Here is a 421-nt window from a genome sequence, read left to right as displayed (position 1 = left end):
CGGCTTGCCCCTGGCATTGAGCGGGACATCGGCCGTGTAGGTGATGCGCGTGGCCATGGCCTGGTTGCCCCGAATCAGGGCGGAAACATCGGCTTCGACCAGGAAACGGGCCGTATCGGCGGCCAGACCGGGCGATTCTTCGGGCTTCAGCCGGTCCGCCTTGCGGATGCGCGCGTCGATGATCAGCGGGGCCGTGGTCACGTGCCGCGCCAAGGTGGCATAGCTGGGTAAAACGGCGGCGGTTTGTGCCTGCGTTTGCTGGGGTTTAGCGGCTGCACCTAAGGGTGCGCCTAGCGCAATCGCGCAAGAAAACATGGCGGGAAAGGTGCGGTTCATATCGTTCGCGTTACCGGATTGTGCCACGGCTATACAGAAATAATTCCGCCGTTGGGCGACCGTACGCCCTGATTGTCCGACAAAG

At 62.7% G+C, this 421-nt stretch carries 1 protein-coding gene; it reads right to left on the bottom strand.

Annotated features, from left to right (window positions below):
• On the bottom strand, window positions 1-336 hold a 336-nt coding region (locus NLU14_RS21355; protein WP_275710422.1), incomplete at its 3' end, for a hypothetical protein.
• Window positions 337-421: the final 85 nt, after the last annotated feature.

This window comes from Marinobacter iranensis, assembly GCF_029207565.1.
Classification (GTDB): domain Bacteria; phylum Pseudomonadota; class Gammaproteobacteria; order Pseudomonadales; family Oleiphilaceae; genus Marinobacter; species Marinobacter iranensis.
This window is presented reverse-complemented; position numbering and strand designations above follow the sequence as displayed.